This is a genomic window from Bacteroidales bacterium, assembly GCA_029210725.1.
GTDB lineage: Bacteria > Bacteroidota > Bacteroidia > Bacteroidales.
In genome coordinates this window covers 1-22,147 of sequence record JARGFM010000030.1, presented here as the reverse complement: position 1 = coordinate 22,147, position 22,147 = coordinate 1, and the positions used below count along the sequence as shown (strand labels likewise).

The following is a 22,147-nucleotide window of genomic DNA, read 5'->3' as shown; positions in this document are numbered from 1 at the left end:
ATAAACTAATTTAGCAGGACTTTAAAAAGGAGGAACAAGTGATGGAATTTTCATGGTTTGATTATGTTATCCTTCCGGTCCTGATCCTGATGGCCAGGGTGGTAGATGTTTCGCTGGATACAATTCGTGTGATTATGGTTGCGAAAGGCTACCGGAACCTGGCACCATTTGTTGGCTTTTCCCAGTCCCTGATCTGGCTCATTACCATTACCCGGATTATGGCAAACCTGGATAACTGGTTCACATATTTAGGATATGCTTTTGGCTTTGGCCTGGGTACCTACGTGGGTATGATTCTGGAAGGGAAACTGGCCCTGGGGTATGAACTGGTGAGGGTGATTACCAAGAAGGGGGCCGACGATCTGATTAACGGGCTTCGCGAACAGGGATATGCCCTGACTACGGTCCCGGGCATGGGAAGAGAGGGAGAGGTAGGTGTGCTTTATATCATTATCAGGCGGAAGGTACTCAGAGAGGTGGTTGGCATCATCCAAAAATATAATCCGAAGGCTTTCTACACCATCGAAGACATGCGCTTTGTAAGCAACTATGCTCTTCTCTCCCCGGCGCGAAAATCGTATCGCCTCCGCTTCCGTCACCGTTAATAGAATTCATAAAGATCCATTTGTAATGAAGAAAATTCTAACTCTGATCGCTATTTCCCTCCTGCTGATGGCCTGCCAGGTCAGTGAATCTCCGGAGAACCGGGAGCTACCGGCAGAAGGTCCCATCCAGTTGCATCCCGCAAACCCTCATTATTTCCTTTATAAAGGGGAAGCACTGGCCTTAATTACTTCTGCGGAACATTACGGAGCCCTGCTAAATGAGGATTTTGACTACCTCACTTATTTGAAAACACTTTCGGAAGAAGGGATGAATTATACCCGCATATTTACAGGAAGCTATTTCGAGATTGAAGCTGAGAGTTTTGGAATTCGACACAATACCCTGGCACCGGCGAAAGAGAGCATCATGACTCCCTGGAGCATGCTTGTACTGGGGAATACGGGAGAGTGGAAATATGATCTTTCGAGCTGGAATGAGGCCTATTTCAAGCGCCTGCATGATTTTATGATCGCGGCAGCGGAGCTTGATATTATTGTGGAAGTCACCCTTTTCTCCTCCATTTACCGCGACGAACACTGGGACATTTGTCCCCAGAATCCTGCAAATAATATCAATTTGGATGGGGACTTAAGCCGTTTTGATGCACATACACTCCAAAATGGGGAGCTGCTGTCCTACCAGGTAAGTTTTGTTCAAAAGATGGTGCAAGAACTGAATGAATACGATCATTTTTTCTTTGAAATTCAAAATGAACCCTGGTCCGATCATGCAGTTCCTGTCTACAACATTGTGAACAAGGAAGACCTGAGGATTGGAGACTGGACCTATAAAGCAGATTTCGCCGACGAGGCATCCATGGCCTGGCAGGAGCATCTGGCTTCCGTTATTGCTGAAGAGGAAACCGGACTGGCCAGGAAGCACCTGATCGCCCAGAATTACTCCAATTTCAGAGCCTCCATCCCGGAAGTGAGCGATCATATCTCCATCATTAACTTTCATTATGCCTGGCCGGAGGCTGTGGAGTGGAACTATCACTATGACCGGGTTATCGGGTTTGATGAAACGGGATTTGCCGGTTCCGGCGATCAGGTTTACCGGCGACAGGCCTGGCAATTCATGCTCAGCGGGGGTGGTCTGTTCAATAACCTGGACTATTCCTTTTTTGTGGCTAATGAAAATGGACTGGGAGAAAACCAGGCCCCCGGGGGAGGGAGCAAGGCCCTGCGTTCTCAACTGAGAGTATTAAGTGAATTCCTGCATGGCTTTGAGCTGGAGCAGCTTCGTCCGGACCTCTTCAGTGTCACAAGTTCACCCGGATTGATCCCTTATGTACTCTCCGATCAAAAGGGGTCCTATGCTGTTTATCTGAGAGCTACGGGAACAGATCATACTTCGCTGGAGATGGAAACAGGGCATGGGGATTTTCGGGTTCTGATGCTCAATCCCCTAACGGGTTCCTATTCCGCCCCTCTTAGCTTTAGCGCTGTGGAGGGTCGCATCAATCTGGATATAGAAATCCCGGCCGGGGAACTGGCCATAAAGATCACAAAGGAATAGGATCTCAGTCCTTCGCCGGGGGTGTTAATCCCCAGCGAGGCAGTACAGGCTCTTCACTCCCCGGAGAAAAAGGGTGTCGCCCAATACAACGGGGGAGGCGAAAAACTGGTCATCCAGGGTATTCTGCGACAAGAGCTGAAACTCCATCCCGGTTTTCACCACGCAACAGACTCCGTTGGTTCCACAAATATAGATACGGTCCTTCACTCCCACCGGAGAGGTAAAAATGTTCTTGATCCCCTCCAGTTTCTGGTTGGTATAGTGCTCGGTCCCATCCTTCGTTTCGAGGCAGGTCAGATAGCCGTTATTTACTTTCAGGAAGTACAGTTTACCATCCATAATAATCGGACAGGGGGTATAGGGCGTATTCTGACCGTAGTTCCAAACCTGGGCCGGCGAGCCTGTGATATCTCCTGCTGCCTTCGAAAGATCGACAGCCTGAAGAGCGCTTCCCCGGAACCCGCTCATCAGATAGACCATCCCATCGGAATAGAGAGGCGAGGGGATGACGTTGCGGGTCATTCCACCAGCCTCCCAGAGTATGTTCCCGTTCTCCAGGTTATAACTGCGTATTCTGTTTGTAGCATTGGTAATCAACTGTACATACCCTCCGTGTTCAATGACAGCGGGTGTGGACCAGGAACTTATCTCATCCCGCTCCACCTCCCAGAGGACCTTCCCACTCCGTTTATCCATCACATGGAGCATGGATGGCCCCTGATGGTCCCGCAGTACGATCAGTTTGTCTTTGTACAGGACGGGTGAGCTGCCTTCTCCAAAACTCATATGCTTTTCCATCCGGCCCAGATCGCGTTCCCATAGAATCTTTCCTTCAAAATTCAGGCAGTACAATCCGTGGGAGCCAAAATAGGCAAAGATCATTTCCCCGTCTGTGACCGGGGAATTGGAGGCCCAGCTGCCAAATTCATGGGTATGACTGTAGGGAAGTTCTTCCCGGACAGTGGTTTGCCAGAGGATCTTCCCACTGTTGCGGTCCACCGAAATAACCACAAACTTATGAATATAGTCCGTTGATCTGGGATTCATCCAATCCTGTTCCTGTTCCTGCCCAACGGTCTTATCCGGTTCTATCTTCCGGTCGGTTTGAATGGCAGACAGAAGGATGATCTGATCTTTCCAGATCACTGGTGTGGCATGACCAACACCTGGAATTTCAGATTTCCATCTGATGTTTCTGCTCTCGCTCCACTCAAGGGGCGGATCAGCGGCGGGAGCTACTCAGCTGTCGTATGGTCCCCGCCATTGTGCCCAGTTATTTTCAAATCCGGGAAGATGTTTTTGTCCGGATAGCGAACCGGCCAGTAAAAACAGGAATGCAGCAATGCTAAATACTTTGATCATGGCTTGCTAAGATTTATTTGGGTTTATAATAATTTTCGTATTCGGTCTGGAGGAAGATAAGACATTAAAGAAGATGGGCCAAACAGATGGAACTAAAACTAAACTGTAAGGTTTTTATAAGCAGTGCGACTATTTGGGAAAGAAAATTTTATGAAAGCAATATGGAATAATCAGATCATCGCAGAAAGCGATGATATTGTGAATGTGGAGGGGAACAGTTACTTTCCCCTTGATTCGGTTAACAGGGATTTTTTAAGAGAGAGTGATACAGAGACCATTTGTCACTGGAAAGGAACGGCATCTTATTACAGTCTGGAGGTGGATGGTGCCACCAATCAGGATGCGGCCTGGTATTATGCAGATCCCAGACCCCTTGCCGACGGGATCAAAGGAAGGGTGGCCTTCTGGAAAGGTGTTCAGGTAGTCCGGGATTGACAGATAAACAAACCCTCCCGGTCTTTTTCTCGTATAGGCAGGCAATACCCAGTTAAGCCAGTTCTTATTAATGATTGTCTGCCATGAAGACCAAAAAAGCTTTTTACGGATTATTGATGCTTGCACTGACCGTTTCCGGATGCAGCAAATACGGCTATGTAAGCCTTAATTACCCCCAGCCCCCCCAGGCCTATCTGCCCGATGATGTGAACTACATTGCGGTGGTGAACCGCTCCCTGGTGGAAGAGGAGGATGCGGATGCTAAGCTCGTGGAAGCCATTGTCAGCAGCGAGATTGCCGGCTCCGACCATCTGGCTTCAGATGAGTGTATTAAAGGGGCCTACGATGCGGTCAAAGGCATGGAAGGGACCGATATTATTATTCCCCGGAAAAGTCAGATTGTACGGTACAGGAACACGCGAAATGCCGGAGTTGCTGGACTGGGACCTGGTGGCTGAAATATGCGAATCGGAGCGGACAGATGCCCTCCTGGTACTGGAGACTTTTGATTCCAATACGGACCTGCTGGCATTCGCGGCAACGGAACAGATGGCAGCTATTCTTTCCACAGGATCTCCCAAACCGACCCTGCCCGGGCAGGTGAATATGAATGTGGTGTGTTACTGGCGCCTCTATCATCCGGGTACAAAATCGATCATCGATCAGTACCAGCATTCCGCTTACCTGACTTTCGATACAAAAGGGGGTATTCTTCCTCCAACGGTTCTTCCGGAGGCGGCTTACAACGCCGGAATCGCTTACATAGAGCGATTTATGCCCGGTTTCTATATGGTCAGAAGAGACCTTTATAAACGAACAAGTGGACAGGCGAAACATCAGTTTAAAGCCGCTTACCGGAGAGCCGAAGTAGCTAACTGGCAGGGAGCGGTGGAGATCTGGAGTGAGCTGGCAGATCATCAGAAACGGAAGACGGCAGGGAGGGCCTGTCTCAATATTGCAGTAGCCAACGAAGTGATGGGGAACACGGATCTTGCCCTGGACTGGGCTCAGAAATCCTACGAGTATTATGACGATAAACTGGGAAGAAGTTATACCAAGGTCCTGCTGAGAAGAAAAACTCTGGAGTAAGTACAATCACCTCCCGGTCCCAGGTCGTGCGAAGAAGCCTCGCAGTTTGCTGGGAGCTTCTTCAGTCCTTTTTGTTTTTTTCCAGGGCATTCCGGATATAGGGAACGATGGCATCATTTCTCTGATCGCTGGTCCCGTCATAGGTCAGGGTGACAATAGAAACCCCCGTCAGCTCCCTGATCCTGAGGGTCATGGCCTCGGTAACCAGTGCCGGGCAGCAATACGAGGGGTTGGTCTGGACAAACAGGGAAAGTTCCGGGTAGTTTTCTTTCAGGTAGAAAATTTTCAGGATATTATCGTAGGATTCTCCCCCGTGCAGGAGATCGATATGAAAATGTTCAAGCTTTTTCTCCAGGAGTTTGGGTTTGATCACAGGGGGTGGGCCCAGATGCCTGATAAAGGGCTTGTAGTAGCGTTCGTCCATGTATTTCACCACATAAAGCAGTGCTCTGTTTACACGGGTTTCCATATATTCTCCCCGCTCCTGGGCGCGGCGGAACATATTTTCAATGGTGATTTTGGTATAATCGTGGTAAGGGGTAATAAGTGCCTCTCCCCCTGCCTCTTCGATGGCCCGGATCAGGCCCTGGTTCATGGTTTCATTATCCCTCACATAAAGATCCCCGAAGATGGCCACCTGTGGTTTTCTGACTGTTCTATTATAGTCTATTTCATCCACACGGGACAGTCCATCCTCAATGGCGCTCTCCAGCGAAGTTTTTCCCAGGAAGGCATCCAGCAATATCCGGTGCACCTCTTTGAATACCTGGTCGGTCTGGCCCGGTGTACGCTCATAAGGGCGGATCCGGCAGGCTGTCTTGTGAAACAGTCCCCCCAGCATATAAGCAAAATAGGCATAGTAGGTGACTTTGATGGAGATATCCCGGTGGGTGATCTTTCCTGTGTATACCGAGGTCTTTTCAAGTCCCTGCCCGTAATTTTCCAAGATCTTCTTGATATAATAGGGGTACTGCTTCAGGTTGCAGCTGATGTGCCCTTCCGTCATCCATAAGGTGGTTCGGGAGGGATCGAGACGGTACTTTTCAATGTAGTCGATACAATTCTGGGCAATGATATTAATAGGCAGGCACTGTCCTGTGTTATGGACCATGCTTTTACGGATTCCCAGTTCGCTGGGCTCCAGCAGGCGGGCATCCATTCCGGCCCTTCTCAGGTTGGCCACCACGAGCGGACTGGTAAAATCATCCCAGTTGGGCATCAGCAGGGTTTTACCGCCTACGCTGTTTTCTACCCCTGGCAGCAGGGATCCCAGCCTGGGATCAGGCACCAGGGTGGTCGTAAGGGCATGGTTCCTGAAGGAGCGCAGGGCTGCCTCAATCCTGGTTTCATACCCGGTGTTGGAATCATGCTCATCAATCTGGATGATCAGGTAGGGCTTGTTACAGAGGTGCATCAACTGTTTGAAATAGTCGATGATAAATGAGTCGGGTGCACATTTGAAAGCTGTGATCAGCACCGGATAGAGATTTTTGGTCCGTCCCGCCAGTTCGGCGGCGCGCAGGATATTGGAGGCAAAGTGCCAGGGGGTCTTTTCCAGCAGGCGATTGAAATCCTGGTCACGCTCCAGGTCCACCTGGAGCATATCCTGGTACCACGCCCTGACACCCATCCCCGTAAAAATGTCGGGGATTCCCTTGTTCAGCGTTTCAGAAAGCACCACATAGGGCCTGCCCAGTAATACCACGGAGACTTCCTCTTCATCATGCTTTTTTCGGAACAGCCTTTTTAAACGCTCCTGGATCTGCCGGGCCTCTGTATCTGCCTTTTTCATGGCACGGATGACCCTGGGAAGGGTCAGAGAATCAAATCCCATCTTTTTTAATCCCTGAAGAAGCTGCCGGGCATTGTGCTCCTTGCTTTTGCTGAAATTCAACATGGGGCTCACCAGTTTATGCCTCATATGCGGCCCCCCCTGGTAGGCCAGGGAGGCACTGAACTGGGTATAATAGCAGAAGTTATGGGTTTGATTTCCGGGACTGTCCCTGGATTCGAGGTAGGCCGGCATAAATACAAAATCGCAGGTTTCGGCCACATGGGCCACATGGCCATACATGGCATCAATGGGGGCACAGAATTCAGCTCCGGCAATCTTTTTCCCAACTTTGAGCGAATCTCTGTATCTTTCACTGGTGTGAAGCGGGATATCCAGGGCTCTGAAAAAAGCACTCCAGAAAGGCAGGTCTTCCATCAGGTGCAGGGCGGCCGGCATACCCACCCGGGGTTTTTTCTGATCCCGGTGTGAAACTTTCCGGACAGCTTCCCCTGTCAGTTTTCGGCGTTCCTTCAATAGTTCGAATCCGGAACATGATTTATTTACAAATTTCTCGGTTTCATAATCCCTGCCGCAGAGAAATCCATAGGCCTGCTTATCGCCGTTGATGGTGCCCACACTGATGGTACAGTGGTTCAGACAAAGTTCACAGGTTTCGGTCTGGACCGGGATGGTCTTTTTGTAGAGATCAAGCCCTCTGAATTTCGTGGCGGAAATACCTTCTTCCTTAAGAAGAAGAGCTGTACCCAGGGCCCCGGTAAGGTGGCAAAGCGGGGAGATAAAGATCGGTTTGTTTAAGCGCTGCTCGAAAGCGGCAGCCAGAGCCCTGTTTTTGGCAGTGGCTCCCTGGAAACAGATGTGTTCGCCAATATGGGCCTCACTGGCTACTTTTTTCAGATAATTTTCCCGTACCGAGTGAATGACCGTGGCCAGAACCTCCTCCACAGAATATCCCTTACTAAGCAGCTGGTTGATATCCCGTTCCATAAAAACAGTACAGCGGTCGCTGGCCAGCGGTGCCTTACGGCCCAGGGCCAGGCGCTCGTAATCCTTCAGCTTCACCCCCAGCCTTCCTGCCAGCTCCTCGATAAAACTTCCCGTTCCTGCTGCGCAAACCGTATTCATATGGGAAAAGGTGACCATTCCCCGGTTCATGCGGGTGAATTTGGCATCCTGTCCGCCAATCTCAATAATGGTATCGGTCTCCGGATTCAATTCATAGGCTGCACGGGCATGAGCCGTAATTTCATCGTAGTCCTGATCGGCCCTGACGATCCCGGCAATAAATTTGCGTCCCGATCCGGTGGTTCCGCACGACAGGAAGTGAAAGGGTTCTTTTAAGGTTTGAGAGAGGTGGTCCATGGCCTCGTAGAGTGCCTGAACGGCTTTCAGGGGCTGACCCTGGGTATAAGTGTAGAATCCGGCGAATGGTTTACCACTCCGGTGAAGCAATACGGCCTTGGTACTCGTGGAACCCACATCGATCCCCAGGTGAAATTGTTTTGCTTCGAAGGAGGGCAGAGTAAACAGGTCCACCTGGATCCCCGCTTTATGATTCGAGACAGAGGGATGATATGTATACTGCTTTTCAATCAGGACCTCCTGGCCTTTGCCGGCAGGAGCCGGAAGGGGTTCATAGTAATACTCCCGCGTACCGGGGTCAACAAGAAGCTTTGAAAGGATGGGGGAAGACAGTTCTTTGCCCTCTTTCAGCTCCTTCCGGAAAAGCAGGGCAGCTCCGATGGCCGGGAGATGATGGGCATATGGATGCACTTCGATCTCCTTGCCGATGATACGCTGCAGATGCCTGACTACCGATTGGTTAAGGGCTACTCCTCCTGACATAAAAATGGGCGACACGGGGATGGACTTATTGAAGAGGGTATCTGCAATATTATCGGCCAGCCCTTTACACAGACTGTCGCAGATGGCCTCCAGGCCATATCCTTTCTGCTGTGCATGGATCAGATCGGTCTTGGCGAATACGGAACATCTTGCCGCAATGTCCGGAACCGGAGCACTGTTTCTGAGAGCCATTTCTGAAAGGTGGCCCGTGTCATTCAGGTTCAGCCGCAGGGCCTGCTGATCCAGGAAACTTCCTGTACCTGCCGCACAGGAGGAGCTGTGACTGGTTTGCAGGTAGTTACCCTGCTCATCGAGCTCTAAGAGGTAGAAGCGTTCCGCACCCACATGAAGGATCGACCGGGCTTTCAGTTCCAAAAAATCAGCAGCCTCCATCAGGGCTACCTGCTGATCATATACCTGGACCTGACCGGTAAAATGAGATTTCCCGGAAGGGGTCGCTACTCCAATAATATCTTCGGAACGATAATTTTTCAATAAGCGGCGTAGTGCCTCACGGGTATTCCCGTGGTGCAGGATGTAGGCATCCTTCTTCAAGACCCCGTTTTGGCTGAGTGCAATCAGGGAGATGGAGACCGAACCCACGTCGATCCCCAGGATCAGTTTCTTATCTTTTTTTGATTCTTCCGGCATATCTTTTCATGGTCCCAAACATAAATGTATGTTTTTTTTTACTTTTATACCTATGTCAAAAATGGTCAAATCTCCGGTTACCCTGGTCCTGTCGGGAGGAGGTGCCAGGGGGATCGCGCATATCGGTGTTATTGATGAACTGGAGCACAGGGGCTATCAGATTGCATCGGTGGCAGGCACCTCCATGGGGGCCCTGGTGGGAGGCGTGTATGCCGATGGTGCCATCGAAGCATTCAGGGAATGGATGCTCTCGCTCGACAGGCTGAAGGTCCTTAGCCTGGTGGATTTTACACTGAGTAAACAGGGAATGATTAAGGGAGATAAGGTATTTAACAGGATGAAAGATTTTATTCCGGATACCCTGATCGAAGATTTAGCCATTCCCTATGCGGCCGTGGCTGTCGATCTGATCCATAAAAGGGAGGTGGTATTTAAGCAGGGGAGCCTCTTTGATGCCATCCGGGCTTCGGTTTCCATCCCCTCCGTTTTAACACCCGTAAAAACGGCCGAAGGCCTCCTGGTGGATGGTGGGGTATTAAATAATATTCCCATCAATCACGCCGAACGGATTCCCGGTGATTTGTTGGTGGTGGTTAATGTCAACGCCAGTATTCCTGTTAAGCTTCCGGAGATCTCCAGGGAGGAGGATGAAAAGCTGAAACACGCCTATCAAAAAAAGATGGATGAGTTCCAATCCTACCTTCAGAAGATACTGTCCTATGGTCAATCCGGTAAACAGTCTCAGAAACATGAGGAAAAGATGGGATATTTTAACCTGATTGATAAAACCATCACGTTGATGACCGATCGCATTGCACAGGTATCCCTGAATGAGCATAACCCCGATGTGCTGGTGGAGGTCTCTCACGATGCCTGCGGCACTTTTGACTTTTACAAGGCCGGGGAGATGATAGAGATGGGAAGGCTGGCAGCCGCAGAGGCCCTTGATGGACTGGAATCCTCCCGGGAATAGAAATAATTTTACTGGCCTAAACAAATGACTTGGTCATACGTTATTCATACACCATCACATTTGCCTTAGGACACAGTTCTCATGAAAAAGTTACTTATTCTGCCCCTTGTTTTCCTGCTCTCTTGTGCCATAGTCCCCATGACCGGGCGAAAGCAATTTGTAGCCATCCCTGCCTCCCAGATGATAGCGCTCAGCAACGAAAGCTATTCAAAGGTGCTGGCAGAGGCACAGTTATCGACCAATACTACTTATGTGAACATGGTTAAAGAGGTGGGTGAGAAACTCACCGTGGCGGTGGAGGCTTATCTGAAGCTGAATAATCTGCAGACGGCCGTTGAAGGATATGAATGGCAGTACAACGTGCTGGTCTCCGAAGAACTGAATGCCTGGTGTTTGCCCGGGGGACAGATCGCTTTCTACGAAGGAATTCTGCCCGTCTGCCAGGATAAGAACGGGATTGCGGTAGTCATGGGTCACGAGATCGCTCATGCGGTGGCCCAGCATGGAAATGAACGAATGTCGCAGCAACTGGCCCTCCAGATGGGGGGAATAGCCCTTTCCGAAGCTCTGAAGACACAGAAAAAGGAGACCATCGATCTGGCCATGCTGGCCTTTGGCGTTGGGGCCCAGGTGGGAGTGGTGCTGCCTTACTCCCGGACCCATGAGACGGAGGCGGATGAATTGGGCTTGTACTTTATGGCCATGGCGGGGTACGATCCGCAAACTGCTCCTGCATTCTGGGAACGGATGGCTGATAGATCAGGCTCCCGCCCGCCGGAATTCCTGTCCACACACCCCGATCCTTCCAACCGGATCGGGAATCTGAAGCGGATCATGCCCAGGGCCCTGGAGTATTATAAGGCCAGATAGGTTTTAATCACTTATATCTCTCCATTCAACTGAAATACAGGCTTGTTCCTGTATTTTAGGATTTCCTTAACAACAGCAGGGCTTAATAATTCCCTACTTACATATAAATACAAGGGAAGGTGTAAAAACTGTTAATCAGAAGTTAAATACCTTTCCCTTAAGAACTTAATAAAGTCAGTTTTGTTAGCAGTTGCAGTGGGCAAAAATGGACCCTGATCAAGGAACAATTCTGAGCTAAGCTAAAGAACTATGAAAAAAATCTACTCTATTAATAAAAGGTCCCTGTTAACAGGCTTCATATTTATTTCAATTATCTCTTTGTACGCTCCCGGCCTGTTCGGACAGAAAGGAAGTAGCTAATATGATGTGGACATTGTGCTCAGCTGTACGGAGTATGTTGGTGACGGTAAAATTTTGGCGCACTTTGGTTACGAGAACAAGGGAAAGAAAACGCTTGTGATAGATGAATCGGGTAGCGTAGTTACATATAACCATGGTCAAGCCAAAAAGTATGGAATTTACACCTTTGAACCTGGTGTTAAGGAGAAGGCCTTCAGCCAGGAGTTTGATCACAAGGACCGGGTAGAGTGGACCGTGGTCTTTCCTGACGGAACGGAGAAGACCACCGATGCCAACATTAACTCCAACCATTGCAGAGGTGCTCAGGAAAGCCTGAATATCATTCCGGGCTACAATCCGCCTGAGGGAGCCACCGATGCTGTTTTCCAGATCGATGGGACCAGAGTACTCATCGAGGTGGTGGCCAACAGCGGTTAGTACGATGCCATGCTTTACAGCCTGGACAGTCTGGGATTCGACCTGCTTACGGAAGATCCCCTTTTAAGCCGTGCCACCGGGTGGGTGGAAATCGGCGACCTGAGTGAACTGAATTTTTTTACGGCGCTTTATTATGCCCGTCCCGTCTATCCGGGCGTAAGCAATTACATTGTTCCGGCTACCGGCCTCACGAAAAGCCAGGGCGATTTTGCCATGCACTCCGATTTTGCTCGTCTGGGTTTTGATATCGACGGCTCCGGGGTGAAAATCGGGGTGCTTTCAAACAGTTACAATACCCGGCTCAAAGCAAATAATGATGTAAGCAACGGCGATCTGCCCGGCCTGGGTAACCCGAAAGGATACACCCGGGAGGTGGAGGTGCTCAAAGACATTGTTCCCTCCCACGGGGTCCTTTCCGATGAGGGCAGGGCCATGTTGCAGATCGTTCATGATATTGCCCCGGGCGCTGAACTGGCATTCCGGACCGGCTACCTGGGCGAGCTGGACATGGCTCTGGGTATCAGGGAACTGGCCAATGCCGGATCCGATGTGATCGTAGACGATCTTTCCTATATCACCGAGCCTTTTTTCCGTGATGGGGTGATCTCTGTTACCATTGATTCTGTCGTAAGCGAAGGAGTTACATTTTTCTCCTCGGCAGGAAATTTTGGAAGGGCCTCTTATGAAGCTGATTTCAGTTCCGCTGAAGCGCCATCGACCATTAACGGGACGGCCCATGATTTTGATGGCGGAGATATCTTTCAGAGTGTTCTGCTTCCTGAGGGGGAATATACCCTGGTGCTTCAATGGGACGATCATTCGGATCCCACCATGAATACCACCACCACCGACCTGGATATTTTTCTTTCCGATGATATCGGGTTTTCTCTTTTGGGTTTCAACCGGGAAAATGTGGGAGGCTTCCCCATAGAGGTGGTCCCGTTTTCGGTGGTGGGCGACAGTGTCACGGCCAATGTGGTCATCGCCAGGGCCGCCGGTGAGGTGCCGGTTCATTTCAAATACATCCTGTTCCGCGGAGGATCGCAGTTCCAAATGCTTGAGTATGGGGAAGGCGGTTCATCCACCATCGTGGGGCACCCCAATGCGGCTGGAGCCATCTCTGTGGGGGCCGTTCGCTTCGACAAGAATCCGACTTATAATCCGGAGGAATATCCGGTACCCGTAATCATGTCCTTTTCGTCGGTAGGAGGTACACCGGTAAACGGAGTGGTCCGTGACAAACCGGATATCACCGCTCCAAACGGAGTCAACACCACCGTCGATCTGGGTAACGGGGACTGGAACAGTAGCATCGACCCGGATACCCTGTTTCCCAATTTCTTTGGAACTTCGGCTGCATCACCGCATACAGCAGGTGTTGCGGCACTGATCATGGAAGCAAAACTGAAGTTTGACTCAGTCAGTCTGGTGAATCCTGAAACGATCAGGGCCCTGCTGAAGGAGACGGCTATCGATGGAGATGATCCGGGAGTGGACCTGGTATCAGGTTCGGGTTTTATCCAGGCTCATAAGGCGATTATGTCCTTTGCAAACCCATCTCCTTATGTGGAAAACCTGATTCTGGCTTCTGAAGGTGGAGTGCCCGGTACGGAAATCACTCCCTTCTCCTTTACTATAACCGGTGATTTCTTCACCGATTCGACCCAGGTATGGTTCAGGGGCGAAGCACTGGATACCGGTGTTGTAGTGGTGGACGAGAGTACGATTTCCGTTGTTCACGGAGGGTTTATCGGGAATCCCGGGATCCAGGTCTATACGCCCCCCATCTCTGAAAGCCAGGTGGATGGCGGTTTCTCGGAAGAGGTATATTTTTCCGATCCGCTTAAACAAAGAGTGATCATTACGGCCAATAATCAAACCAAAAAATATGGAGAAGCACTGGACGATAAACTGTACACGGCGCAATTCATGGTGGTGACGGTCGATGAAGACAGCTTGACGCTTGAAGAAGCTGTATCTGGCGGAGTCATGCTGCAGGATGAAGCCGACCGTTTATCGGACCTCTCCTATGCGGTGCCGGCCGGTGATAATTCAGATGCAGGCCAGTATATTATTATTCCTGCGCTGTTTCCGGAGGCGGATACGGCCAATCCGGCCGAGATAGATCTTTCCATATCCGAAAGGTTTATCCTGGAATTTGTAAACGGCAGTCTGACCATAGAAAAACTTGCTTTGACCATTACTCCGGTGGATACCCGTTTAGTCTATGGAGAAAAGTTGCCTGCTGAAGGATTCCGGTTCCTATACCAGATAGGTGATTCTTCGGTTTTGATTACGAGTCCGGACTCTCTTTTGCAGATGGTTCAAAATGAGCATACCGCTGCGTTAAGCAATGAAATCGGACTGGTTCGCGGTGTGGCCCTGGTCAACGGGATCCCCGTGATCCGTGGTGTGGCCCTGGTCAATGGGGTGACCATGCTCAGGGGAGTTGCCCTGGTCAACGGACTGAACTATGTTCGGGGAACCGCCCTGGTCAACGGAAGTCCTTTGAGCCTCAGGGGCACTGCCCTGGTCAACGAATCTACCATTAATGATAATAGCAACAGCATCCTGGTGTTTGATGCTACCGAAATTGGGGATACCACTGAAAATGTGGGCTTCACTCCCATAAGTTTTATAACCGGCACCACCGTTGGCCGGCACTGGATTGTCCCGGGAACTTTTGTTTCCAATAACTTTGAGATATCCTACGGACTGGGAACACTGACTATTGATCCGGCCGATCTGACCATAATGGCGGATGATAAAAGCAAGACCTATGGCGGTGATGATCCCGGCCTGACATACCAGGAGTCCGGATTGCTGGGGGAGGACACCATCGTGGGTGCTTTGATCCGTGAGGAAGGCGATTTTGCAGGGGAGTACGCGATTTTGCAGGGGAGTGTAACTGCCGGTGAAAATTATTCCATCCGGTACGATTCAGCAATCTTTACCATTGATCCGGCATCCCTGATCATCCGGGTATCGGCCTCAAACAAAGTATACGACGGAACCAGGGCTGCTGAAGTTACCCTTTCCGATAACCGGCTGGCAGGTGGCGAGCTGGATATTAGCTATTCTTCTGCCCTGTTTGAGGACAAACAGGTGGGCGAACTGAAGAATGTGACCGTCCTTGGTCTCTCGCTTTCCGGGGCCAACGCAGGAAATTATACGGCCAATGTGTCTGCCTCCGGGACCGATGCGGACAACTACCTGGCCAATTTTAGTGCGGAAACAAGCGCAGAAATTACCCCGAGAGAAGTCAGCGTAACTCCCTATGAATCCATCCTGTATATCATGGAGGGAGATCCCCTGCCGGTATTTGCTTTTATTTACAATGGCTGGATTCCGGGCGATGCGGGCAATGAGGGCTATACGGTCCTTAGGGACGCAGATGGCGCGGCCTATGATCCCTCCTCGGAGGAGTCTGCCGGGACCTATACGGTGACACCGGTTCCCTCGAATGGCAACTATTACTATACCTACGAAACGGGAACCCTGTATGTCAATCCCTATGGTCCGGGTACCCGGGCCGTAAAGCCGGTGCTGAATTGTATCGAAGAGCTTTCACCCGGTTACTTTGTGGCTAATTTTGAGTATAAGAATGAGAACGATGTAACGGTTTATATTCCTCTGGGTGATGATAATCTCTTAACGGGTAGCGGGATCGACCGGGAAAATTCTGATCCCGTTCCCTCCATGTTCAATCCCGGAGGCGGATCCTTCAGGGTGTTCTTTGACGGGACGGAGCTTTCCTGGACCGTCAACAGCCGGGATGGCGATCAGAAGGTGTCCAATGCGGCCAATGCTAATTCGAGTTCCACGAAATGTAAGAACAACCAGAAGTCGGCTGCAGTCTCTTCCGGCATCCAGGAGGAACCACCTGCCGGGGATGAACTCCTGGCCTATCCCAACCCGGTAACCAGTAAGGTCTATCTGAGCATGAAGGATATCCAGAATTATAAAATGGTAAGCTTATATGATTTTTCGGGCAGGTCGTTTCCCATTACCTCTATCGATAAGCGGAACGATAAGCTGGAGATCGATATGGAGCAGCTATCGGCCGGGCACTATTTGATCCGGATTGTGATGGAGGATGGACCCAGGGTTGTGCAGATCGATAAGAAATAAGGAGAAAGAGATCGTATTGCGCAAAATACGGGGTTTATTATAAAAAGAGGGATCTGCGGATCCCTCTTTTGTCGATGGATACGAACCATTAGCTGCGCATATTGTTAATTATCCCTGATTGCCAATTGAACAGACTGACAGGTATAAAGTACAGATAATGATAAGGTATCGTAAATATTCACTGGCCCTCCTGCTGTTCCTAAGCTGCCTCCTCCAGGCACAGGAAGCGCCGGTCGTCAGTCTGAAACTGCTGCTCAGGAATTTGCCAGAGGATTCTGCAAGAGTCAATACCCTGAATGCCATCGCCGACGCTATTTACAGTGAGGATCCGGACGAGGCCATCAATTACTGTTTAGAAGCCTTAGACCTGGCCGGGAAGATTCATTATACTGCAGGAGAGGCTCTGGCTTTAAAAAACATCGGATTGGGCTACTATATGCAAGGAGAATTTACCGAGGCATTAAGGTACTGGGAACCTTCCTTAGCTCTTTTTGAAGAGCTGGGAGATGAGCAGCTGGTTGCTAATTTATTAGGTAATATGTGGGCAGCCTACCTGACATAGGGTAAGAATGTGGAGGCCATGGAACTGTTCCTGCCGGCTCTCAGGATGGCCGAAAAACTTTCTGACAGTACCAGGATTGGTACCATGCTTCTGAATATCGGGGTGATCTATTCGGAGATGCCTGCCACCCATGATTCGGCCAGGAATTATTACCTGAGAGCTATCGAATTGGGAGAAGCCCTTAATGATCACAGGATTATTGGTCTGGCAACCACCAATCTGGGTGAGATTTACATAGAGAAGGAGGAATACGATTCTGCCCTCTATTATTTTGAGAAGTCCCTGACCATATTAACCAGCAGCGCCGATATTGCCTCTGCGCTCAATTTCATTGGAAGCATTTATTCCGAAAAAGGGGAGTATCAACAGGCCCTGAGTTACCAGCAGGATGCTCTGGTCATGGCCAGGAAAGAAAATTCGCAGCGGGAAATGGTGGCAATACTGCTGGGGCTGGCTTCTACCTATGAGAATCTGAACCAGCCGGCAAAGGCGATCGATTACCTTAAGGAGGCAGAAACGATCGCCGGGAAGATTGGGCTGGACCCGGAACTATCTTCTGCCTACGAGGGCCTGGCCACCAATTATGCAAAAATATCGGACTACCCCAGTGCCTATAATTATCTTTCTATGCAGAATGAAATTGAAGATATGATCTACCGGATTGAATCGGATAACAGGACCAAGGAACTGATGAATTCCTATCAGATGGAGAAAAAACAGAATGAGATTGTCCTCCTGGAGCAGCAATCGGAGATAGAGCAACTGGTGGCCAGACGACAGAAGGCCATTAGCATCTCTGTCGGGGTCCTGGGGCTTTTCATTCTTGCCTTTGCTGTGGGCCTTTATAACCGGATGCGCTTTATCAGGAAAACCAATGAAAAAATTAATATGCAGAAGGAGCTGATTACCGACAGCATTGCCTATGCCCAGCGTATCCAGTCGGCTATTCTGCCTTCTCCGGAACTACTCGGCGAGTTACTTCCCGAGCACTTTGTTCTGTTCAGACCCAAGGATATTGTGAGTGGTGACTTTTACTGGATCAAGGAGGTGCAGGATCACCTGGTGATTGTGGGAGCCGATTATACCGGGCACGGGGTACCCGGAGCATTTATGAGCGTGCTTGGGATTACCATGTTCAATGAATTGATAAGCGACCGTTGTTTTGATGCCCCGGGGGCCATCCTCGACCGGCTGCGGGAAAAGGTAAAAGAGATGCTCGTTCAGCAGGGCAATACGGATGAGCAGAAGGACGGGATGGATCTGGCCATTGCCATCTTAAACAAAAGTACCCGCGAGCTTCACTTTGCCGGGGCCAATAATCCCCTGTATATTATCCGGAAAAAGAGTATACCCGAACAGAACGACCTCGAAAAACATGCGTCGGTTGAACATGGAGAATACAGGCTTTTTGAACTCAAAGGAGACAAGCAGCCAATAGGAACCCACTGGGAAGAGACTCCTTTTCGCACCACTTTGGTATACCTGAAGGAGCAGGATTCCTTCTATATGTTTTCGGACGGTTATCTCGACCAGTTTGGAGGAGAACAGCGGAAGCGTTTTAAATCCATGAACTTTAAAAAGCTTTTGCTTTCTGTTCAGGAGGAGAACATGGATGTTCAGAGGCAGACCCTTGAACAGGCCTTTGATCATTGGAGAGGGACCAATGAACAGATCGATGATATTATCGTTTTTGGTATCAGGGTCTGAGCAGAGCATTTCTTTCCATAGTTCTTCCTCCGGAAAATGGATCTTAAATGGCATGTTAAAATTTTTTTCCTGATTTCCCGGCCTGTCACTTCCAGTTTTTTCTATCTTGTTGGATCATTACTCTCTAGCTGACTGACTATGAAAACCAACCGAAGAAAATTTATCAGGAATGCCGGAACTGCACTGGCATCGACGGCCTTATTAGCTGCCATACCTTTTGGAAATCAGGCATACGGAGCCTATGGGAAAAGAGCGGGATCCGGCTCCATGGGGCCCTTTGGATTTCAGATCTGGACCATTCGCAATGAGCTGCTCAAGGATTTTTCAGGAACACTGAAAAAAATGGCAGCTATGGGCTACTCCCAGGTGGAGATGTGCTCCCCGCTGGGTTATGGTTTTAAATCCCTGAATGAGATGTCCGGAGCGGAAATGAGGAAGATTATTGAGGATGCCGGTTTGAAATGCACCAGTTCCCATTTTACTTCGGGGGAATTGAAGAACTCCCTGGATAACAGGATCGAGTGGGCATCCCAGTTAGGCATGAAGCAGATGGCTCAGTCCATGCCCGGGGTAAGGCTCGGGACTGCCACCATGGACGATTGGAAAAGGGCTGCCCATGAGCTCAATAAAATAGCAGAAAGGACCAGATCAGCTGGGATGCAGATGGTTTACCATAATCATAATTTTGAATTCCAGAAAATCGACGGGGAACTGATCTATCCGGTACTGATGGATGAGCTTGATCCGGAACTGGTGAAAATGCAATTTCAGGTAGCCGTCATCGACGAGGGGTACAAGGCCCAGGATTACTTCAGGAAGTACCCCGGACGGTTTATCTCTGCTCATCTGGCCGACTATTCCATTGAAAAGGAGTCGCAGGTTCCTCTCGGCCAGGGTGTCGTGGACTGGAAGGATCTCTTTGAAGCGGCAAAAACCGGAGGGGTACAGAATTATTTTGTGGAGATGGACCCTGTTACCTTCGAGGAGAGTGCCCGGTTTTTATTAGAATTCTAGAGCCTTTCAGAAGCGGTATACCAGCAGCAGGGCCCTGCCACTTACCTGTTCTATGAGGCGGTCCTGTCCCAGGTAGCGTTGTGCGTATACCTTTTCCACGGTGCGTTGAGCATCATGCACAAAAACATAACTGCTCTTTCCTGCCAGCCGCGATGCCATATAGATACTGGACATCCTGCCGGGGATCTCTTCCGAATATTTATGGCCACGCGGACCATCGACCAGGATCACATCCCAGCTGCTTCCGGCGACGGTGTCCGGCAGGTCTATTGTGAGGCGGTGGGCTTGGTCGAGCAGCTCCTTCCACTGAGTGATATTGCAGGGATAGGATACAGCATAAGCTTCTATTTCAGGATACCTGCCGGTAATATTCTGAAACCAGGGTTTAAAATCCTCCAGGAACACCGTGCGACCGTGCTTGTTGATTTCGCACCAGAATGGGGAATCGTTTCCCAGTCCGAACACCAGCATTCTGCATGGATCGAAGCTCTGAACAGCGTGAATGATTTTTATCAATTCGGCAGGAGATAATTGTATTCCGGTGAAATGCTTCCGCAGTTTTCTAATCCGGAACAGATCCCTCAAATGTGCGAGAGTATAAAGAAATGCCTTTCCTTTTAAAAGGAGGGACTTTAATTTGTAGGGAACGCCAAGCTTTGGGGTTACACGGTCCATGGAAGTACATAGATACATTTTTTTTCTAATATGCCTTACTTTATTCTCTTGATTTTATTTTACTGCCGGTAGAATGGCTTTTTCAACAAGTATTATTGACCGAAGCTATTTAAGGGGCAGGGTCACATGGAAGATAACCCCTTCGCTGGTATTCTTTGCCTCAATTTCACCTTTGTGTTCAGATACAAGCGTATAGCAGATCGAGAGGCCAAGTCCGGCTCCCTGCCCGGGCTCTTTTGTGGTAAAGAAAGGATCGAAGAGCTGGTCCATGTGTTCCAGGGCGATCCGGGGACCTGTGTTAGAAAATGAGAGAAGAGCCTTGCCGTCCTTCATCCTGGTTGAAATGGCGATGATCCTGGGACGGGAAGGTTCCATATTCACTGCAAAAATAGCATTGTCAAGAAGATTTATGATCACCTGGTGCATCTTCTCCGGAAAAACGGGGACCGGCTTAGTCAGCCGGTACTGTTTGATGATTTGAATATCGTCGGAGATTCTGGATTTCAGGAACATCAGGGTATGATCAATGGTCTGATGGAGATCGGTCTCCACTTTTTTTGATTCTCCGCGGTGTGAAAAGGTCATCAGGGCTTTCACAATAGCAGCCGAGCGATCCAGTCCGTCATAAGCCATGTTTGTGGCAGTGATGCAGCGCTGCCTCTCCTCTTCCCGGCCCTCCCAGTTGAGCTCCTTCTGCAACTCTTTCAGGATGGCCAGTCCGCCCGAAATGAAATTAAGCGGATTGTTTATTTCATGGGCAATACCAGCGGTCAGGGTTCCGATGGAGGCCATCTTTTCGGATTGGACCAGCCGCTGCTGTGCGGCTTTCAAATCTTCCTTCTGCTTCTCCAGGAGTATGTTTTTCTCTTTTATTTTCCTGTAGGAGCGGATCACCAGGAAGACAATGGTCAGCAGAAGCAGGGAGAGCGTGACATATCCATAATTGGTAAGGCGCTTTTGCCTGATTTTAAGATCTTTAAACTGATTATCCAGGGTAAGGCGTTCGATCTGGTTCTCCTCCGATTCCAGTTCAAAATAGAGATCCAGATTGGCCAGCCTCTCCTTAAAACTGGCATTGTTCAGACTGTCGTTCAATTCGGTGTATCTGATGTAATGGTGCAGGGCATCATCGGCCAGGTTTTCCAGGGTATCGATCCGGAATAGATTCAGATAATACTCCTGGTACTCGGTATAGCGCATATTTTCCTGAAGGGCACTCAGGGTTTTTTCAGAGTAGGCCTTGGCCATTGGGAGATCCCTCTTCTCCATGTAGGCCCTGGTCATGGAGTTGTAAAGGCTGGAAAGATGCTTCGGACTGTTTTCCTTCAGGTTGTAGTAGTTCTCCAGATCGTGAAATACTTCCAGGGCCTGGGTTCTGCGTCCCGAATAGAGGTGCACATCTCCCATATTGTAATAGGCAAGGATTTCTTTCTGCAGGCTCCCGAACTGGCGGGAGAGTGCATGTGCTTCATTAAACAGGATCAGGGCTGAATCCATTTTGGATGTATTGCCTAAGACGGCCGCCGTGGCATTGAGTCCGCTGATTATTAAGGAGGTATCTTTCAGAGCTCTTCCGTATTCGGAAACCAGAGAGAAGTATTTTAAGGCAGGTTTGTACTGCTTGATGTAGAAATAATTATTGCCTATATGCATCAGAGCAGAAGCCTGTTTGGCGGAATCTCCAAGTTCCACAAAACTGTTAAAGGCCTCCTTCAGCTGATTGGCAGCTTCTTCATTTACCCCCAGGTAATCGTAAAATCTTCCAATAGCCAGTTTTGCTTCTGCGGTCCATCGCTCCGAACCGATCTCCTCAGCTTCACTCAGGGCCCGGTTGGCATGGTCGAGTGCCGAGCGGATATCCGAGTCGCTCAGAGCATAGGCCATCTCTAACTGCAGCTTGATTTGTTCCACGTCGATCCGGGAGGTATCGCGCAGAGCCATCAGGCTATCCAAATTCTGAGGCATGGCCGGTGAGGCCCATAGCATCACAAGCAATATTATACCGGCTGTATATCGGGCATGCATATAAAGGGAAATACGAAAATAAGCGAAGAAAGTTTGCTCTAGCGTGAGTTTATCACGAATTTCAATTTAAACAATTTCTTCAAGAGTTGAACGGGCTGAATATCAGTCAGATGTA

At 49.6% G+C, this 22,147-nt stretch carries 17 protein-coding genes; 12 read left to right on the top strand and 5 right to left on the bottom strand.

Annotated elements, in window-relative coordinates; genetic code table 11:
• Positions 1–41 precede the first annotated feature (41 nt).
• Positions 42–605, top strand: a complete 564-nt coding sequence (locus P1P86_13885; GenBank protein MDF1576274.1) for a DUF2179 domain-containing protein — start codon at positions 42–44, stop codon at positions 603–605.
• Between the two features lie 25 nt (positions 606–630).
• The gene (locus P1P86_13880) at positions 631–2,124 is read left to right on the top strand and encodes a hypothetical protein (GenBank protein MDF1576273.1); all 1,494 of its coding nucleotides are present in this window, start codon (positions 631–633) and stop codon (positions 2,122–2,124) included.
• A gap of 24 nt (positions 2,125–2,148) precedes the next feature.
• On the opposite strand, the gene P1P86_13875 is transcribed toward P1P86_13880, so the two are convergent.
• Together P1P86_13875 and P1P86_13870 are read right to left on the bottom strand one after the other, a co-directional pair.
• Positions 2,149–3,270, bottom strand: coding sequence for a PQQ-like beta-propeller repeat protein (locus tag P1P86_13875; GenBank protein ID MDF1576272.1), 1,122 nt, complete (start codon positions 3,268–3,270; stop codon positions 2,149–2,151).
• Between the two features lie 93 nt (positions 3,271–3,363).
• Positions 3,364–3,486 carry a hypothetical protein gene (locus tag P1P86_13870; protein ID MDF1576271.1) on the bottom strand — a complete coding sequence of 41 codons (123 nt, stop codon included), beginning with the start codon at positions 3,484–3,486 and terminating at the stop codon, positions 3,364–3,366.
• 150 nt (positions 3,487–3,636) lie between these two features.
• Between P1P86_13870 and P1P86_13865 the strand changes: the two genes are divergently transcribed.
• The 3 genes from P1P86_13865 (at position 3,637) to P1P86_13855 (ending at position 5,010) form a co-directional block, all read left to right on the top strand.
• A complete protein-coding gene (locus P1P86_13865) occupies positions 3,637–3,921 on the top strand; it encodes a DUF427 domain-containing protein (GenBank protein MDF1576270.1) in 285 nt (94 codons plus the stop codon).
• A gap of 83 nt (positions 3,922–4,004) precedes the next feature.
• Positions 4,005–4,379 carry a hypothetical protein gene (locus P1P86_13860; protein MDF1576269.1) on the top strand — a complete coding sequence of 125 codons (375 nt, stop codon included), beginning with the start codon at positions 4,005–4,007 and terminating at the stop codon, positions 4,377–4,379.
• The gene (locus P1P86_13855; protein ID MDF1576268.1) at positions 4,345–5,010 is read left to right on the top strand and encodes a DUF6340 family protein; all 666 of its coding nucleotides are present in this window, start codon (positions 4,345–4,347) and stop codon (positions 5,008–5,010) included. The genes P1P86_13860 and P1P86_13855 overlap by 35 nt, the downstream gene beginning before the upstream one ends.
• A 61-nt stretch (positions 5,011–5,071) precedes the next feature.
• Here P1P86_13855 and P1P86_13850 read toward each other — a convergent pair whose 3' ends face one another.
• Entirely contained in the window at positions 5,072–9,298 is a 4,227-nt protein-coding gene (locus P1P86_13850; GenBank protein ID MDF1576267.1) for an acyl-CoA dehydratase activase, read from the bottom strand.
• A 61-nt stretch (positions 9,299–9,359) separates the two neighbouring features.
• Between P1P86_13850 and P1P86_13845 the strand changes: the two genes are divergently transcribed.
• The 7 genes from P1P86_13845 to P1P86_13815 all read left to right on the top strand — a co-directional run bounded on the left by P1P86_13845 (position 9,360) and on the right by P1P86_13815 (position 19,332).
• Entirely contained in the window at positions 9,360–10,271 is a 912-nt protein-coding gene (locus P1P86_13845) for a patatin-like phospholipase family protein (protein ID MDF1576266.1), read from the top strand.
• An 81-nt stretch (positions 10,272–10,352) separates the two neighbouring features.
• Positions 10,353–11,141 (top strand): M48 family metallopeptidase, encoded by a 789-nt coding sequence (locus P1P86_13840; protein ID MDF1576265.1) that lies wholly within the window; start codon positions 10,353–10,355, stop codon positions 11,139–11,141.
• Between the two features lie 414 nt (positions 11,142–11,555).
• The gene (locus tag P1P86_13835; GenBank protein MDF1576264.1) at positions 11,556–11,918 is read left to right on the top strand and encodes a hypothetical protein; all 363 of its coding nucleotides are present in this window, start codon (positions 11,556–11,558) and stop codon (positions 11,916–11,918) included.
• 9 nt (positions 11,919–11,927) lie between these two features.
• Positions 11,928–16,049, top strand: a complete 4,122-nt coding sequence (locus P1P86_13830; protein MDF1576263.1) for an MBG domain-containing protein — start codon at positions 11,928–11,930, stop codon at positions 16,047–16,049.
• Between the two features lie 157 nt (positions 16,050–16,206).
• Positions 16,207–16,611 (top strand): tetratricopeptide repeat protein, encoded by a 405-nt coding sequence (locus P1P86_13825; protein MDF1576262.1) that lies wholly within the window; start codon positions 16,207–16,209, stop codon positions 16,609–16,611.
• 18 nt (positions 16,612–16,629) lie between these two features.
• Positions 16,630–18,318 carry a tetratricopeptide repeat protein gene (locus P1P86_13820; GenBank protein MDF1576261.1) on the top strand — a complete coding sequence of 563 codons (1,689 nt, stop codon included), beginning with the start codon at positions 16,630–16,632 and terminating at the stop codon, positions 18,316–18,318.
• A gap of 138 nt (positions 18,319–18,456) precedes the next feature.
• Positions 18,457–19,332 (top strand): sugar phosphate isomerase/epimerase, encoded by an 876-nt coding sequence (locus tag P1P86_13815; protein ID MDF1576260.1) that lies wholly within the window; start codon positions 18,457–18,459, stop codon positions 19,330–19,332.
• 6 nt (positions 19,333–19,338) lie between these two features.
• Here the strand turns inward: P1P86_13815 and P1P86_13810 are convergent, their stop codons facing one another.
• Both P1P86_13810 and P1P86_13805 read right to left on the bottom strand, forming a co-directional pair.
• Positions 19,339–19,848, bottom strand: a complete 510-nt coding sequence (locus tag P1P86_13810; protein MDF1576259.1) for a hypothetical protein — start codon at positions 19,846–19,848, stop codon at positions 19,339–19,341.
• Between the two features lie 264 nt (positions 19,849–20,112).
• Entirely contained in the window at positions 20,113–21,993 is a 1,881-nt protein-coding gene (locus P1P86_13805) for an ATP-binding protein (GenBank protein ID MDF1576258.1), read from the bottom strand.
• Positions 21,994–22,147: the final 154 nt, after the last annotated feature.

What these genes read in the sequence shown, in the direction of transcription:
- P1P86_13880 (MDF1576273.1), top strand. Translation starts at nt 631, where the DNA reads ATGAAGAAAATTCTAACTCTGATCGCTATTTCCCTCCTGCTGATGGCC.
- P1P86_13865 (MDF1576270.1), top strand. Translation starts at nt 3,637, where the DNA reads ATGAAAGCAATATGGAATAATCAGATCATCGCAGAAAGCGATGATATT.
- P1P86_13805 (MDF1576258.1), bottom strand. Translation starts at nt 21,993, where the DNA reads ATGCTATGGGCCTCACCGGCCATGCCTCAGAATTTGGATAGCCTGATG.
- P1P86_13815 (MDF1576260.1), top strand. Translation starts at nt 18,457, where the DNA reads ATGAAAACCAACCGAAGAAAATTTATCAGGAATGCCGGAACTGCACTG.
- P1P86_13845 (MDF1576266.1), top strand. Translation starts at nt 9,360, where the DNA reads ATGGTCAAATCTCCGGTTACCCTGGTCCTGTCGGGAGGAGGTGCCAGG.
- P1P86_13840 (MDF1576265.1), top strand. Translation starts at nt 10,353, where the DNA reads ATGAAAAAGTTACTTATTCTGCCCCTTGTTTTCCTGCTCTCTTGTGCC.
- P1P86_13855 (MDF1576268.1), top strand. Translation starts at nt 4,345, where the DNA reads ATGCCGGAGTTGCTGGACTGGGACCTGGTGGCTGAAATATGCGAATCG.
- P1P86_13825 (MDF1576262.1), top strand. Translation starts at nt 16,207, where the DNA reads ATGATAAGGTATCGTAAATATTCACTGGCCCTCCTGCTGTTCCTAAGC.
- P1P86_13830 (MDF1576263.1), top strand. Translation starts at nt 11,928, where the DNA reads ATGCTTTACAGCCTGGACAGTCTGGGATTCGACCTGCTTACGGAAGAT.
- P1P86_13860 (MDF1576269.1), top strand. Translation starts at nt 4,005, where the DNA reads ATGAAGACCAAAAAAGCTTTTTACGGATTATTGATGCTTGCACTGACC.
- P1P86_13870 (MDF1576271.1), bottom strand. Translation starts at nt 3,486, where the DNA reads ATGATCAAAGTATTTAGCATTGCTGCATTCCTGTTTTTACTGGCCGGT.
- P1P86_13885 (MDF1576274.1), top strand. Translation starts at nt 42, where the DNA reads ATGGAATTTTCATGGTTTGATTATGTTATCCTTCCGGTCCTGATCCTG.
- P1P86_13850 (MDF1576267.1), bottom strand. Translation starts at nt 9,298, where the DNA reads ATGCCGGAAGAATCAAAAAAAGATAAGAAACTGATCCTGGGGATCGAC.
- P1P86_13820 (MDF1576261.1), top strand. Translation starts at nt 16,630, where the DNA reads ATGGAACTGTTCCTGCCGGCTCTCAGGATGGCCGAAAAACTTTCTGAC.